The sequence below is a fragment of the Robinsoniella sp. genome (assembly GCF_034124845.1).
This window is the reverse complement of record NZ_JAWYAJ010000499.1, coordinates 6,547-20,983: the sequence shown is the minus strand read 5'-3', so window position 1 is coordinate 20,983 and position 14,437 is coordinate 6,547. Positions and strand designations below refer to the sequence as shown.

Sequence of the window (14,437 nt, the reverse complement as noted above, 5' to 3'; positions counted from 1 at the left end):
CTGAAGCCGTTATGAAATTGTACGTGCAATCCGCAATTTATCGCAGGACTGTAAAGATGGAAAAGTAAAGGGTACGGATATTACAGAGTATGTTTTTTCTGATTATCTGGATACGAAAGGAATACCGGATCCGGATCTTCTGATTCGTACCAGCGGAGAACTCAGGCTTTCTAATTATCTGATGTGGCAGCTGGCATATACGGAGTTTTATTTTACAGATGTTCCATGGCCGGCATTTAATAAAGAAGAGCTGATGAAAGCGATTGACAAATTCAATGGCAGAGATCGGCGGTTCGGGGGCGTGAAGGAGGATTAACCATGTTTGTGACGAGGCTCATAAGGGGTATTGTGTTGGTGCTGATTGCGCTGCTGACTATTATCTCAGGAGGATATGTGCTGTTTGTAACGTTACTTCTGATATCTCTGATCGGTTTGAATGAACTTTACAGAGCGATGAATGTGGAATCCGAACAGACCCATGGACTGGCATTGGTCGGTTATATCGGAACAGTTGGTCACTATTTCATGTTACTTTTTGGATTTGAAGCATATAGTATGATAGGGCTGATTTTTCTGCTGGTGGCATTTATGTTTGTCTATGTGTTTACTTTTCCCAAATATAAGGCAGAGCAGGTTATGGCAGGATTTTTTGGCGTAGCCTATGTATCTGTGATGCTGTCCTATATTTTTCAGACGAGAAATCTCCAGGATGGTGCATTTATCGTATGGCTGATTTTCCTGTGTTCCTGGGGATGCGATACCTGTGCTTACTGTGTAGGGGTATTAATTGGAAAGCATAAAATGTCTCCGAAGTTAAGTCCGAAAAAATCCATAGAAGGGGCAGTTGGCGGAGTGGTCGGCGCTGCACTTCTGGGAGCAGTTTATGCTGCTGTAATTGGTAAATATCTGGAGGCACAGAATCAGATTGCAGTCTATGCGGTGATCTGCGGAATTGGCGCATTGATTTCCATGGTGGGCGACCTGGCTGCTTCTGCTATTAAGAGAAACCATGATATCAAGGATTACGGCAAGCTGATACCGGGGCATGGCGGAATATTAGACCGCTTTGACAGTGTGATTTTTACGGCTCCGGTTATTTACTTTTTAGCAACACTTTTTAATTAAGAATCAGAGACTGTTTGAAATAGTGCCTGCTCAGATGAGGCGGGCAGATTACGGAAATGATTTTTCAAACGCACTCTGGGAAAGAACAAGAGAGGATTTTTTATGAAGACGATAGCGGTGTTAGGATCCACAGGTTCTATTGGAACCCAGACATTAGAAGTAGTAAGGGAAAATAATGACTTGCAGGTTGCTGCGTTGGCAGCAGGCAGTAATATTGTGCTTTTGGAAAAACAAATTCGGGAATTTAAGCCAAAGGCAGCAGCAGTCTGGGATGAAAAATCCGCTTCGGTATTAAGGGAATCCATAAAAGACCTGGATGTAAAAGTTGTAAGCGGCATGGAGGGATTAATTGAAATCTCTACACTGCAGGAGGTAGAGATTCTGGTCACTGCCATCGTGGGGATGATTGGAATACTGCCCACAATTGAAGCAATTAAGGCGAAAAAAGACATTGCACTGGCGAATAAGGAGACTTTGGTAACGGCAGGACATATTATTATGCCTCTGGCAGAAGAACGGGGTGTGCGGATTTTGCCTGTGGACAGTGAACACAGCGCTATTTTCCAGTCTCTAAACGGCGAGAATCCAAAAAGAATCGGTAAAATACTTTTGACGGCATCAGGCGGTCCTTTCCGTGGGAAAACGAAATCATTTTTAGAAAAAGTCCGGCTGGAAGATGCTTTGAAGCATCCAAACTGGGCAATGGGACAGAAAATTACCATAGACTCGGCAACATTGGTAAATAAAGGTTTGGAAGTTATGGAAGCCAAGTGGTTGTTTGGAGTAGATTTGGATAAAATACAAGTAGTGATACAGCCGCAGAGTATCATCCATTCCATGGTGGAATATGTAGACGGAGCGATTATGGCAGAACTGGGAACACCGGATATGAAGCTGCCGATACAATATGCCCTTTACTATCCGGATCGTAAGTATCTGGGTGGAGAACGGCTGGATTTTTGGAAGTTATCACAGATTACCTTTGAAAAACCGGATATGGATACCTTTCTTGGATTGCCGCTGGCATTTCAGGCATCGAAAGCAGGTGGTTCTATGCCGACGGTATTCAATGCAGCCAACGAGCGTGCAGTCAGTAAATTTTTACATAAGGAAATCCGTTTCCTGGATATTTATGATATCATTATGTACTGTATGGAGGAACATAAGACCATCCAGAATCCAACTGTGGAAGAGATACTGGCTACGGAACAGGCAACTTATGAATTGATTGAAAGCAGGTGGTAGATTGAAAATCGTTATTGCTATTTTAATATTTAGTATTATCATTATTATCCATGAGCTGGGACATTTTATTCTGGCGAAATTAAATGGAATCACCGTTACAGAATTTTCAGTGGGTATGGGACCCAGACTGGTAAGCACCACAAAAGGTGAAACCAGGTATTCCCTGAAACTGCTTCCCTTTGGCGGTTCCTGTATGATGCTTGGGGAAGACGAGGCTGCGGGTGATGATGGGTCTTTTGGCAGTAAATCCGTTTGGGCGAGGATTTCTGTTATCGCTGCAGGTCCGATCTTTAACTTTATTTTAGCCTTTGTGCTGGCGTTGTTTATCATCGGCAGCATTGGCCATGATTCACCTGTAGTAGGTGCCGTTACAAAAGGCTTTCCTGCCGCAGAAGCCGGGTTAAAAGAAGGCGATGTTATAACTAAGATGAACAACAAGAATATAAGAGTTTCCAGGGAAATCAATAATTATGTCACCTTTAACCAGGGTAAACCGGTAACGCTTACTTATGAACGGAATGGGGAAAGTCATACCGTTCAGATGACACCTGAAAAGACGGACAGCGGCAGATACGTATTCGGCATTACTCCGGCGGGAACCAGAGTAAAAGGGAATCCACTAAGCACCCTGAAGTACAGTGCGTATGAGGTAAAGTATTGGATCGATACCACGATTGGAAGTCTGAAGATGCTTGTCAGAGGTCAGGTAGGTATTAACGATATGTCAGGACCGGTAGGCGTGGTAACTATTATTGGAGATACTTACGAAGAAAGCGCCAAAGAGGGCGGCGGTTTTCTGGTTTGGCTGAATATGCTGAACATTTCCATATTATTAACTGCCAATCTTGGAGTCATGAATCTGCTTCCACTTCCTGCTTTAGATGGAGGCAGGCTTGTGTTTTTAATTCTGGAAGCTATCCGGGGAAAACGGATCAGCCCGGAAAAAGAAGGCATGGTGCATTTTATTGGACTAATGGCGCTTATGGTTCTGATGGTAGTCGTTATGTTCAATGATGTTATGAAAATTCTGTAATAGGAAAAGTTTCGATAATTGATAAATGTATTGTGAACAATGTCTGTCTGATTATCGCAGGATTTTGATTGAAAAATTTAAAGAGCCTGCCTGATTATTACAGGATATTTGTTTCATGATAACAGTGCTTAAGCTGCGAAATGGAGGATCATAAACCTTTTTTCGCAGCTTTTTCCGGTATTGTTTACAAGGCGGACAGCGAATATCGTATACATATAGAAAATTTCTGCATATACTATAGATGACAGGATATTTGCGAGGTCAGGCATGTCAAATAATTTAATCAAAGCCATGCAGCAGGACACCCCGTCCCGGGGGCGTTTACAGATACGTGTACTGTCAAACCAGCGTGCCACGCCGGTTGCAGACGCGACGATAGATATCTCTTATTCAGGAGACCCGGAAAGTACAGTAGAAAAAGTTTCAACAGACAGTACAGGTCAGACGGCAGCTATAGAATTGGCAACGCCGCCTCTGGAATACAGTCTTGCACCATCGGAGACACAGCCCTATTCAGAGTATACCCTTCGGATTACTGCGGAAGGATTTGAGACAATTACGATTAATGGTACGGAAATTCTGGCGGATCAGGTGGCATTGCAGGAAGTGCGGCTGCGTCCTCTGGCTGGAAATGAGGGGATTGATACAATCGTAATTCCGGCACATACGCTTTACGGTAACTATCCCCCTAAGATTGCGGAAGCCGAAATCAAGCCCGTGAACCAGATTGGGGAGATTGTTTTAAGCCGGGTTGTTATTCCGGAATTTGTGGTGGTGCATGACGGCTCCCCGCGGGATACAACAGCAACGGATTACTACATTCGATACAAGGATTATATTAAAAATGTAGCGTCCAGTGAGATCTATGCAACCTGGCCAAGGGCTACAATTGAAGCGAATGTACTTGCTATTATGTCCTTTACGTTAAACAGAGTTTATACGGAATGGTACCGGAACAAAGGATTTGATTTCACCATTACTTCATCAACAGCATTTGACCATAAATGGATCTATGGCAGAAATATATTTGAGAGTATTTCGGAAGTAGTGGATGATGTATTCAGTAATTACCTTTCCAGGCCAAATGTAAAACAGCCAATTCTGACACAGTATTGTGATGGACAGAGAGTCCAGTGTCCAAACTGGATGACCCAGTGGGGTTCCAAGACGCTTGGAGACCAGGGCTATACGCCTATTGAAATACTTCGTTATTACTATGGTGAAAGTATGTATATTAATAGTGCGGAAGAAATCGCGGGAGTTCCATCATCCTGGCCGGGCTACAGCCTGGACATCGGGTCCAGCGGCGATAAAGTAAGGCAGATTCAGGAACAGTTAAATGCCATTTCCAATGCGTATCCACTGATTCCGAAAATTGCAGTGGACGGCATTTATGGAGAAGGTACACAGAATGCAGTACGGGTATTCCAGGATGTTTTCGGTTTGCCGGAAACAGGGATTGTTGATTATAGAACATGGTATAAGATTCAGGAGATTTTTGTAGGAGTTACCAGGATAGCGGAATTAAATCCGTAATGGGTTAACAGATAAGGAATCATGGTAAATAGTGGAAGTGTGTTTGATAAGAGAGTAACAATTTCTTTCAAACATGCTTTTACTATTTTTTTGGTAACATACATAAAAAGTAATGGTTTTAGAGATATCATAAAATATTGGATTTTTGGCATTTTCCCCTTACATTGGAGACATTTTAGAGATATTTTAGAGATTCGATTGTTATTGTTTTTAGGAAGACGTAACTAATAAATATTGTAATCAGGCAAAGGAGATAGTATGAGGAAAAACAAATTTATTGCAATTGGAATACTGACACTGGGGCTGGCGCTGGCAGGATGCAATGGTGCAGAATCGGCAGGAGAGACAAGTGGAGCAAATGAGACAGCAGGAGCACTTGGAGAGACAAGTGGAGCAGGAAAAAATTCAGATGCACCAGAAGGGACAGGAGGAGCAGTTGAATCGGCCGAAAAGTCAAGCACCAAGCAAACCATGGGATCAAGTTCCGACGAACCATATGTGGCAACTGAGGGCAGTGTAGAACTTGAAAAAAGCAAGAAAAGCAGCGCATCCGGTTCAGAAATAAGAGGAACTATTGCATCCATGGACGGATATAAAATTACGATTAATGGATTGGGTGCAACAACAAAAGCAGATGGTTTTTTTGCGGGGGGAAATACTGGTAATATGAAAAATTTGGAGTTGGAGTACACAGATAACACCAAATTTGTAGTAAGTACGACAAGCGAGGATGGACAATCCAGTGCCCCTGTAGAAGGGAGCAGTTCTGACCTTGAGTTGGATGCAATGGTGATTGTTAAGGGAGAAATAAAAGATAATGTGCTGATTGCATCAGAAATAGAAATTGTCAAAGAAAAATAAAAGAAAAAATCGTATAATGCAAATATCAGGAGGCGTGGCGTAACAGGCTGCGCCTCCTGTTATGATGGAGATAAACGTATATCAGGTCCGGTAGAAATTAACCTGCCTTAAAGTTATAAACAGGGCGTATTATTTGCATGATATCTGCAGTTGGAGCGATATTGCGGACAATATGATCCATGTTTTTATATGCCATCGGACATTCATCCAGAGTGGAAGTACCTACAGAGGTTGTAAAAACACCTTCCATAGAAGATTCAAATTCAGCCAGGGTAAACTTCTCTTTGGCATCTGATCGGCTGTATAATCTGCCGGCACCATGAGGGGCGGAATAATTCCAGTCTTCATTTCCCTTCCCCATACAGATTAAACTTCCGTCACGCATATTGATGGGAATTAAGAGCTTTTCTCCGGCTTTGGCAGATACCGCTCCTTTTCGCACGATATTGTTGTCCAGGTCGATATAGTTGTGTATGGTTTCAAAGTATGGAAAATCGTTTAGTGGCATGCCAAAGAGTTTATCCAGTATTATTTGTGCGATGGTAATGCGGTTAAATGAGGCGAACTTCTGACAGATTTTCATATCAGCAAGATACATGTCCCGGTATTTTCCTGTGAGATAGCAGAGGCCTTTGGGGATGCTGATTACGTTCCACTTGTAGCTGCTTTTAAGTTCTTTAATAGCGCTTTGGATTTCTTTTCGCTTACCGGCTGCTTTATATTCCTGAATAATCTGGTTTTGCCTTTCTAAGATTTTATCTTTGCCCCGGAGCAGGTCATACGCCATATCCTGGTAATAATCGGCTGTCTGTTTCCCCAGATTTCGGCTTCCGGTGTGGATAACCAGATACTGGCTGCCATCGTCAGCGGCATCAATTTCTATAAAATGGTTTCCGCCGCCTAAAGTTCCGATACTTCTTTCCAGCCTTTTTGTGTCTTTTAATCCACGGTAGCATTCCAGATTTAACAGTTCCGGAAACCGTGCGATTCTACCTTCATGGACATGCTTCCCACTGGGAATATACTGGTTTATTATCCGATCAAGTTTTTCGAAATTGATCCCGGTCTTGCCAAGATCTACCGTGAGCAATCCGCAGCCGATATCCACCCCAACAATATTGGGGATTACCATCTCACCAAGATCAGCCGTAAAACCAATGACACAGCCGGTTCCGGCATGAACGTCCGGCATAATGCGGATTTGACAGCCGGAGACAAACTCCTGATTACATAATTCTTCAATTTGATTCCGGGCACTTATTTCAAGGTCATCTGAAAATATCTTAGCGGTAGTATAAGTTCCATTAATTGTGATCATATTTTTCCTTTCTGTGATTGTAAGCCAGAGCGTGTTTAAAATTGCTTCCCGGCAGATGGTGGGATGGATATTCAAAAACGCTCTAACTTTTATATGAAATAGTAACTGACTTAAATATCAGGAAGCCTCTCCGCCATGTAAGATAGCGGATAGCTGTGTAAGCAGGCCGCTGCTTCCGTTTAGGGAAATATTACCTACGTTCTCACATATTTTTTCCAGATACTCAAGTTCTTTCAGCTTATAGAGCGTTGTATTTTCATCCATTAGTCTGGCGGTATTCAGCAGTGACCGTGTTGAGGCGACTTCTTCTCTGCGGGTAATTACGTTTGCCTGTGCACGTTTTTCGGCAATTAGCACGGTATTCATAATATCGCGGATTTCACCCGGGAGAATAATGTCTTTGACTCCTGCATCTGTAATATCGATGTACAGTTCTTTGGACTTTTCTTTCAGTTTTTCAAAAACGTAAATAGAAATCTGCTCTTTGTTTTCCAGGATTTCATCAATCCTGTATTTACTGATATAATCCCGCAGGGCAAACTGTGCCGCAACATGCATTTGTTCCTCATAATTGTCGATTTCCGTAAATATTTTTATGTAATCCGTAATTCTATAAGTACATACAAAATTAATGCGCAGGGCAACTTTGTCCTGGGAGAGTATTTCCTGTCCGTTGATATCCATTTGGGAAAGACGGGTATCAACCAGGCTGTAATCAATCTTTGTGCTGCACTTCCAGTAATAGTAAGTTCCAGCATCAAGGAGCTTTACCAGCTTTTGGTCAAAATAGAGAAGGGCTTTCTGATATTCTTTTACCTCAATTTTGGTATAAAGGTATGTGGGGATTTTGATGAAGATAAATTGTGGGATATCGTCAGCAATCTCCGGGGTCTGGATGCTGGTTTTTATGAAGTCATGTTTTTGAATGACAGACCAGAATGTATAGTTACCTCTTCTGAGTATTTCTTCAAATTTTCCGTTTATAAAATGGAGTGCAAGCTCTTCATCAGCCACATCTACTGAGTCTGTTTGTTTTGCAACCTTTTCATTCAGAAGCAGAACTTCCGATGAACAGGAGTCAGAAGCAAGCGGTCCGTCAAGGGAAACAATTTCAATGTTTTGATTGCCAAACGTGAAATATCTTCCGGCTTCCAGTAATTTCACAAATTTTCCATTCTTAAAGAGCAGGCCTCTTTGATTTTCCTGAATAATAGTACGCATAGATACACCTCCTGGTGATTTGTTGAGATACAGACATCCAATGTATAAAATGCGGCTGAAAAATTAAGTCTGACGCTGACATTGGGGGAAGTACGTGCCATTAAAAAGCGCACGCTTCTGCACAGATGCCTATGTGAAACGATATCCTTTTTCAGGCAAGGCATTTGATACATGGAGGCTTTACCGGTAATGATGCAATCCCATGCTCCGGTTTCTGCCTGGGCGGATGTCTGTATATAGTTAATTGTTAAATTCTGTGTGATGAGCACAGCAGATTGTGCCTGTTAAGCACACCAAAACCACTTGGCCAGGTGAATAACCCGGGCAGGATTCGAACCTGCGGTTGTCGCAACATTGCTCTGGCATACGCTTTGGAAGACCCTGGCGCACCGCAGTGAGATCTGACACACAACTGAAGCAGCCTTGCAGCTATAGTCTAATGGAAAATTATGTATTTATCACGGAAAAAAAGTTGCGAACTCTTATTTGAGTCCACAACTTTTCTGCATTAACAGTCTTTTTTTAATCAGATCTACAAAATGTTCCGGTTCCGTTACTTTTACAAATGGTCCAAATGACAATACTCTTATAAGCATTTCTGTTTCATCATCCCGCTCATAATATATCTTTATTCGGTATTTCTGCTCCGAGATGCGCAGGGCTTCTTTTTCAAAGTGTGCAAAATGAAGCATAACACGTTCCAGAGCATTTCTTTCGTCTAAAAGTTCCATAATCAGATAATCAGAAATTATGTTTCTGGATTCCCTGAGAGGGATACCTTCTTCATCCAGAATGTCACATTCCTGGATGCGGCTGACATTGAGAATATTGGCATAGCGGCATCCTAAAATCCGAATACGGAATTTATCATCTTTTTCCGAATATTCAAATTGATATGGGGTACAGGAAATAGTTCTTTGGTTGTTCTTCCGGCTGCTATACTGAATAAGTACTTTTTTATGGGCATGTATGGCTTTTTGCAGGGCTTGAAAAATACGAATATAATGTTCGTTTTCATAGTCATCTCCATCATTGTAGTTGTCAAATACAACATAATCCTCCGGTGTAAACAGTGGTTCCACATCTTCTAAAATTGTAAAATCAACTGAGAACAGCCTGATTCTGGGATCCAGGCTGATTGCTTTTAACCATCGTTTCTGCAGTATGGTAAGCCCTGTGGATGGTTGGTGAACCAGCGGCGTCTGCAGTTTTTCGTCTACTAACTGCCAGTTTTCATTTTTCAGTGCTGGTATAATGGCTAGATGACTTTCGGCAAAAGCGTATTCTTTTATGAGCGTCAGCATCTCACTTTCGGTCAGGCTTCCCTTTACGGATGCAGATAAGATTTTGGATACTGTATGATAGTAGCAGCTGTAAATTTCGTGAAATAATACCATGTTTATCCTCCTGATTTTCCAAAGCTCTCAAATACACCCGGTAAGTTAAAAGTTAGATCCCGTCTGCTGCTTACCATTACTCAGTTTCATACAATGCATACATGTCCAGAATATCCTTCTTAAACTGGTTTTCAATGGTTCTGTTTGAAAAGTTCAAAGAAGTGATCCGGCATATAAATGTCCGAATCCACGGAATCATATCACTGGTATCATATACGTCGGCAATAAAACGGCAGGTATTTGGATCAACCCGCTGAATCGTTCCGCAGCGCTTTTCCCGTTCCAGGCGCTGAAGAATGTGTTCTTCCCCCTCTTCAATGGAAACGGTGAATTCCACATGCTCCAGTGTGGTACACCTGCCGCATGAGATACCCCACATGAATTTTTGCATAGTTACCAGTTTGTCCCGAAGCTGATTAAAATTTTCTGCGATATCCCCTGTTTTTCCGCCAGTTATATAGTCAAGACGGTAGGAATTAATTCTGTGGTATTTTAGGCTATAGCCCATAAGATAGCGTCTTCCGTTTTGGACACTGACAAATATTTTTAGGGGGACCAGATCCCAGGAATTTATATGATCAGATCTGTTTGTAATATTGGTAATGGTTACATTACGTCTTTGTGAAATTCCATGGAGAAGCTGACAGAGAACCTCGCTCTCCAATGCATGTGTGATATAATGATGTTTAAAAGAGTAGGTTTTGTCATTAAAGCCGGTCTGATCCAGCAAAAAGCTGCCTATGACACCGCAAAGTCCAGCTTCCGAGAAATAGTTCAATGAATCCTTCCAGGTAGAAAGATTCGGGGTTCCGATTCTGCTGTAAAGAATTTGTCTCCCTTGTTTCACTCCCTTCATCAATCCCAGATCTATGTATTCGTTTAATTTTTTCCGGACGGTAGATTCATCAAAAAGTAAAGGGAATTGGAAAAGAGAGAGGTATGAGGTATCAATGATTTCAGTTATTTCTTTTAATGTATAAGAAATTTCCGGTTCATTTAAAATATCAAATAAAATAAAGTGCAGAGTAATATCGCCGTTGGTAAAGCTTTTTGCTTTCCATGCCTTATAAAGAGGATTATGTACACAGGTTCTGCTGTCGATGGAAAGGAATACATTTTTTCCTCCGTGAGTCATTCGAAAGTCCATATAATCCCCAAGATAGCTTTCAATTCTGCGCCGTTCATTGTCGTATGTGCGGCTGCTTTTCTTTTCGAATTCTTCTCTGCTTTTAAAACCATATATATAGAATTCTCTCATGTAATCCCGTATACGTTCAAAGTTTTTGATCAGTTCGGTATATGCCATTCCTTCACCTCAACTTCATAGCTTATTCCAGTTTGTTTCCCACACGATATTTAGAAGGAGCAACCCCATAATGTTTTTTAAATAATTTGCTGAAATGGTATACATCATCATATCCCACACAGGCAGCAACATTCTGTACACTGATCGCTTCTTCTTTTTCTATTAATTCCCGTGCCTTTTCCATCCTTAAATTAATAAGATAGTTAATGGGAGATTCACCGGTTTCGCTTTTAAAAATACGGGAAATGTAAAAAGTACTCAGATACATGTTCTGGGCGATCTGGTCCAGAGATATTTTTTCGGAATAGTGCTGACTGAAATAATGAATAATTTTTTTGACAACATATTTACGGCTTGTGGATTCAAAGATACAGCCATTTGGAACTTTCTGAGAGTCCTGCTGTTCTCTTATGATCAATAGTATTATCTGAATGAGATAAGATTTCAGCATAAAGTATCGTCCAGGCTTCCAGGACTGGTATTCCTTTTCCATTGCAGAACAAATTTTAAAGATTTCCTGTTTAATGATTGCATCCATGGCAATGATGTTTTCCCCGTTTATCAGCGGCATCTGTCCTTTGGGGAGGTTCTTAAAATGCACCTCGGAAAAGGAGAGAAAACACTCCAGGGCACAGTTATCCGCAGAAGTTACAAGACTTCTGTGATAGGTACCAGGATTGTAAATGACGAAATCTCCTTCTTTAACGGGACAAACTTCGCCGTCAATCACGTGTGCACCTTCTCCTTTCAAAATGATGGAGAATTCGATAAAATCGTGACAATGGTAATTGGTCTCTTCTTCATTCCGCTTCAGGGTACAGAAGTATAAGAATGTTGGGTTTAAATCTTCGTATGTAATATCGTAGTTTTGATTGCACATGTGTCATCACTCCGGGTCTTTTATAATTTTATTATACACGGTTTTGGAGGGGATGCAAGGCAGAATGCAAAATACTACATGAACTGTACAAGAAATTACATTTTAATTTTTCAGTCAGATACTATAATAGACCGTGTTTGTTTAAAATAAAAAAGGGGGAAGCAACTATGACAAAAAATATGACAACCGGGCAACCGGCGAAATTGATCCTGTTCTTTACAATTCCGCTGCTGATTGGAAATATATTTCAACAGTTTTACAGCATGGCGGATACTTTAATTGTAGGCAGAACGATTGGTGTCGAGGCACTTGCAGCAGTGGGGTGTACGGGAAGCATTACCTTCCTGATATTGGGATTTGCAATGGGTCTTACCGCAGGCTTGTCCATCGTAACATCTCAGAGGTTTGGGGCTTCCGATGAAAATGGAGTCCGCCGCAGTATTGCAGTTGGTGTGATGGTCAGTCTTGCAGTTACGATCTTACTGACTTTAATCGCAGTACCTCTGACCAGGCCGATTCTGGAACTGATGCAGACACCGCCGGAGATTATTGATGATGCATGGAGCTATCTGGTTATTATTTTTGCCGGTACGGCGGCATGTATGCTGTTTAATATGCTGTCGAATATAATCCGGGCAGTTGGCGACAGTAAGACGCCACTTCTGTTTTTGATTATTGCATGTATACTGAATATCATTCTGGACTTTGTATTGATTCTATATTTTAAAATGGGGGTTGCAGGCGCAGCGTGGGCAACGATTCTGGCTCAGTTGGTGTCCGGCTTATTATGTCTGTGGTATATGATGAAGCGCCTGAAATTTCTCATTCCGAGAAAGGAAGACTTTCGCGTGACATCCTGGGAGGTTTCTCTGCATCTGAAAATTGCCCTTCCTATGGCATTTCAGATGTCCATAATCGCAATTGGTGCAGTAATCCTGCAATATGCGTTGAATGGACTTGGTGCGGTGTCTGTTGCGGCATACACAGCGGCACAGAAGATTGACAGTATTGCCACCCAGCCGATGAATTCATTTGGAACTACGATGGGTACCTATGCAGCCCAGAATATGGGAGCGGGAAGAATAGACCGTATCCGCAAAGGGGTATTCCAATGTGCATTGATTTCCGTAGGATTCAGTATCGTAATGGGGCTTGTAAATATTTTTGCCGGCTACCAGCTTGCGGGAATCTTTGTGGGCCCCGGACAGCCGGAGGTACTGAATCTGGCACAGGTATATCTGCGGATTAATGGAAGCCTGTACTTTGTACTGGCGCTGCTTTTTGTTTTCCGGTTTACCTTGCAGGGGCTTGGCAAGAGCTTTGTGCCTACGCTGGCAGGAGTAATGGAATTGGTAATGCGCTGTTTTGCAGCAATTTTCCTGTCGGGAGTTCTGGGATTTGCAGGCGCATGCTGGTCCAATCCTCTTGCCTGGATTGGAGCCGCCATACCGCTGATCATAGCTTATTTTATGATAATGAAAAAGATGAAAACGATGTATCCCGATAGAAAGACGGAAGAAAGTGTAAGTTAAATTTAGCATGTTTTTCATAGAAAAGAGTTCCGGTAACAGCAGGTATGGAGTATGCTGTTTACCGGAACTCATTTTATATTTTATTGCATACCATTGTTAAAAATATTCTCTACATAGCTGCGCATTGCATCGTGGCTGTTAATGTTCTTTGCACCATTAATTATTTTCTGCTGTTCTTGCTTTGATAGGCCTGCAAAACGATTTAATACATCGGAATGCATCGCCATTTCCATTGTAAATCCAATTGGAAGTTCTTCGTTGTTAATCATGTTCCGTCACCATATCATAAAATGATTCTGCCGATTTCACAGGCTGTATTGTTTTTGGCAGTTCCTTTCTTCTTATATTTCAACCTGCACTTTTGTTTTTCCATTAGTTTTTGCATTCTGAGATAAAATATCCCTAAAATGTTCAAGTTTTTTGTAAAATTTTGCTATATTAGGCACACATCGACTTGTAATCAAAAAACGACCATGGTATGATATTGGTAAGAAATTTATCAGAGGGTGTTTGAAACATTCAGGCACGCTCCCGGGTGGAGGGCGGATATGAAAAGTTCTGAGATGGTAAAGGAAATTCGCAAGCGTGCCGGGCTTAGCCAGACTCAGCTCGCAAAAGTACTGGGTGTCAGCTTTGCCACGGTGAATCGATGGGAAAATGGCCATTGTGAACCAACAGCAGTGGCGATTAACAGCCTTCGTATGATCTGTCGTGATAATCATATTGATTTTGAGGAATTGCAAAAGGATGCGGTGGTCATTACTTCTGAAAAAAGCCTGATGCTGTACCATGGCTCAAAAAGGGGGATCCAGGGAGCAATTCGTCCAATCAGCAGTGAGTTTTGTGATTTTGGCAAAGGCTTTTATATGGGAACAAATCAGAGTCAGCCAATGTCTCTCATATGCAATTTTCCCGAGGCCAGGATGTATACGGTAAAAGTGGACCTGACCGGGTTAAAAATATTAAATCTAGAGGTGAGTATA

At 41.8% G+C, this 14,437-nt stretch carries 13 protein-coding genes and 1 pseudogene; 8 read left to right on the top strand and 6 right to left on the bottom strand.

The window, feature by feature from the left end:
* Positions 1 to 4: 4 nt before the first annotated feature.
* The 6 genes and pseudogenes from ACH2DQ_RS24740 to ACH2DQ_RS24715 form a co-directional block, all read left to right on the top strand.
* Positions 5 to 316 (top strand): annotated as a pseudogene (locus tag ACH2DQ_RS24740) (undecaprenyl diphosphate synthase family protein); the annotation flags it as partial.
* A gap of 2 nt (positions 317 to 318) precedes the next feature.
* Entirely contained in the window at positions 319 to 1,125 is an 807-nt protein-coding gene (locus tag ACH2DQ_RS24735; protein WP_395028594.1) for a phosphatidate cytidylyltransferase, read from the top strand.
* Between the two features lie 102 nt (positions 1,126 to 1,227).
* A complete protein-coding gene (dxr, locus tag ACH2DQ_RS24730) occupies positions 1,228 to 2,370 on the top strand; it encodes a 1-deoxy-D-xylulose-5-phosphate reductoisomerase (RefSeq protein ID WP_394912474.1) in 1,143 nt (380 codons plus the stop codon).
* Position 2,371: 1 nt separating this feature from the next.
* On the top strand, positions 2,372 to 3,403 hold the full coding sequence (gene rseP / locus ACH2DQ_RS24725; protein ID WP_394912473.1) for an RIP metalloprotease RseP: 1,032 nt from the start codon (positions 2,372 to 2,374) through the stop codon (positions 3,401 to 3,403).
* 267 nt (positions 3,404 to 3,670) lie between these two features.
* Positions 3,671 to 4,939, top strand: a complete 1,269-nt coding sequence (locus ACH2DQ_RS24720; RefSeq protein WP_395028593.1) for a peptidoglycan-binding protein — start codon at positions 3,671 to 3,673, stop codon at positions 4,937 to 4,939.
* Positions 4,940 to 5,197: 258 nt separating this feature from the next.
* A complete protein-coding gene (locus ACH2DQ_RS24715; protein ID WP_394912471.1) occupies positions 5,198 to 5,800 on the top strand; it encodes a hypothetical protein in 603 nt (200 codons plus the stop codon).
* A 97-nt stretch (positions 5,801 to 5,897) separates the two neighbouring features.
* Here ACH2DQ_RS24715 and ACH2DQ_RS24710 read toward each other — a convergent pair whose 3' ends face one another.
* From ACH2DQ_RS24710 to ACH2DQ_RS24690, 5 genes are all read right to left on the bottom strand, one after another.
* Entirely contained in the window at positions 5,898 to 7,118 is a 1,221-nt protein-coding gene (locus ACH2DQ_RS24710; protein ID WP_395028592.1) for an RtcB family protein, read from the bottom strand.
* Between the two features lie 117 nt (positions 7,119 to 7,235).
* Positions 7,236 to 8,339, bottom strand: coding sequence for a slipin family protein (locus ACH2DQ_RS24705; RefSeq protein ID WP_394912469.1), 1,104 nt, complete (start codon positions 8,337 to 8,339; stop codon positions 7,236 to 7,238).
* A 482-nt stretch (positions 8,340 to 8,821) separates the two neighbouring features.
* Entirely contained in the window at positions 8,822 to 9,736 is a 915-nt protein-coding gene (locus ACH2DQ_RS24700) for a WYL domain-containing protein (protein ID WP_394912468.1), read from the bottom strand.
* A 76-nt stretch (positions 9,737 to 9,812) separates the two neighbouring features.
* Entirely contained in the window at positions 9,813 to 11,042 is a 1,230-nt protein-coding gene (locus tag ACH2DQ_RS24695; protein ID WP_395028591.1) for a WYL domain-containing protein, read from the bottom strand.
* Positions 11,043 to 11,064: 22 nt separating this feature from the next.
* Positions 11,065 to 11,922 carry a helix-turn-helix domain-containing protein gene (locus ACH2DQ_RS24690; protein ID WP_394912466.1) on the bottom strand — a complete coding sequence of 286 codons (858 nt, stop codon included), beginning with the start codon at positions 11,920 to 11,922 and terminating at the stop codon, positions 11,065 to 11,067.
* 167 nt (positions 11,923 to 12,089) lie between these two features.
* Here ACH2DQ_RS24690 and ACH2DQ_RS24685 point away from each other — a divergent pair, with 167 nt between their 5' ends.
* Complete coding sequence (locus tag ACH2DQ_RS24685; RefSeq protein WP_394912465.1) at positions 12,090 to 13,454, top strand: MATE family efflux transporter; 1,365 nt, start codon at positions 12,090 to 12,092, stop codon at positions 13,452 to 13,454.
* A gap of 80 nt (positions 13,455 to 13,534) precedes the next feature.
* Here ACH2DQ_RS24685 and ACH2DQ_RS24680 read toward each other — a convergent pair whose 3' ends face one another.
* Positions 13,535 to 13,723 (bottom strand): hypothetical protein, encoded by a 189-nt coding sequence (locus ACH2DQ_RS24680; protein ID WP_394912464.1) that lies wholly within the window; start codon positions 13,721 to 13,723, stop codon positions 13,535 to 13,537.
* A gap of 279 nt (positions 13,724 to 14,002) precedes the next feature.
* On the opposite strand from ACH2DQ_RS24680, the gene ACH2DQ_RS24675 reads away from it, so the two are divergent.
* A partial coding sequence (locus tag ACH2DQ_RS24675) for a helix-turn-helix domain-containing protein (protein WP_395028590.1) occupies positions 14,003 to 14,437 on the top strand: 435 nt, incomplete at its 3' end.

What these genes read in the sequence shown, in the direction of transcription:
- ACH2DQ_RS24700 (WP_394912468.1), bottom strand. Translation starts at nt 9,736, where the DNA reads ATGGTATTATTTCACGAAATTTACAGCTGCTACTATCATACAGTATCC.
- ACH2DQ_RS24720 (WP_395028593.1), top strand. Translation starts at nt 3,671, where the DNA reads ATGTCAAATAATTTAATCAAAGCCATGCAGCAGGACACCCCGTCCCGG.
- ACH2DQ_RS24715 (WP_394912471.1), top strand. Translation starts at nt 5,198, where the DNA reads ATGAGGAAAAACAAATTTATTGCAATTGGAATACTGACACTGGGGCTG.
- ACH2DQ_RS24705 (WP_394912469.1), bottom strand. Translation starts at nt 8,339, where the DNA reads ATGCGTACTATTATTCAGGAAAATCAAAGAGGCCTGCTCTTTAAGAAT.
- dxr (WP_394912474.1), top strand. Translation starts at nt 1,228, where the DNA reads ATGAAGACGATAGCGGTGTTAGGATCCACAGGTTCTATTGGAACCCAG.
- ACH2DQ_RS24710 (WP_395028592.1), bottom strand. Translation starts at nt 7,118, where the DNA reads ATGATCACAATTAATGGAACTTATACTACCGCTAAGATATTTTCAGAT.
- ACH2DQ_RS24695 (WP_395028591.1), bottom strand. Translation starts at nt 11,042, where the DNA reads ATGGCATATACCGAACTGATCAAAAACTTTGAACGTATACGGGATTAC.
- ACH2DQ_RS24680 (WP_394912464.1), bottom strand. Translation starts at nt 13,723, where the DNA reads ATGATTAACAACGAAGAACTTCCAATTGGATTTACAATGGAAATGGCG.
- ACH2DQ_RS24690 (WP_394912466.1), bottom strand. Translation starts at nt 11,922, where the DNA reads ATGTGCAATCAAAACTACGATATTACATACGAAGATTTAAACCCAACA.
- ACH2DQ_RS24735 (WP_395028594.1), top strand. Translation starts at nt 319, where the DNA reads ATGTTTGTGACGAGGCTCATAAGGGGTATTGTGTTGGTGCTGATTGCG.
- ACH2DQ_RS24685 (WP_394912465.1), top strand. Translation starts at nt 12,090, where the DNA reads ATGACAAAAAATATGACAACCGGGCAACCGGCGAAATTGATCCTGTTC.